We start from the raw sequence: 503 nt of genomic DNA, 5'->3' as shown, positions 1-503 counted from the left end.
TAACGCTGCGTTAAGGGGTGAATGCCGCCTAAACCAACTTTCCGCAGACCACTTTCACCACCAAAATTAACCGCATACCCAAAATGCCACGCGGCATGAATCCCTCTTGAACGCCTTGTTATACGTGAACTTTGTAGGTTAAGTCTGCCACTTCGTCACCTGTAATGCCTCTGAAACCCCAACAATGAGCAGGTTGCTCTTTGATTGTAATTTCAATATCAACGGGAGTTATGCCTAACCTCAATCCAATGTTATTACACAGTGCTTTGATTAGAGCCTTCTTGGTTTCAACTTTGCGACCTTCCATCATGTTTACTTCGATCACCGTGTAAGCATCGGAACGGCCACTAGGATAGTAAAAATCACTTTTATCGAGCGGGATAAATCTGTGAGCACGCTTATCTTCAGGCAAACCTAAAACTTGAGTCATCGATTTTTGGATCACATCTGATAAATCAGCTTTGATGGGATTCAAATGCTCTTTAATTCCATATATGACGACC

General features: G+C 42.7%; 1 protein-coding gene. It reads right to left on the bottom strand.

Going from position 1 to position 503, the window contains the following annotated elements; genetic code table 11:
• Positions 1–118 precede the first annotated feature (118 nt).
• A partial coding sequence (locus tag BIW15_RS24010; protein WP_179115342.1) for a tautomerase family protein occupies positions 119–503 on the bottom strand: 385 nt, incomplete at its 5' end.

It is taken from the genome of Vibrio sp. SALL6 (assembly GCF_002002385.1).
In the GTDB taxonomy this organism is placed as follows: Bacteria; Pseudomonadota; Gammaproteobacteria; order Enterobacterales; family Vibrionaceae; genus Vibrio; species Vibrio parahaemolyticus.
Note: the sequence above shows the minus strand (reverse complement) of the source record. Positions and strands in the feature narration are given on the sequence as shown.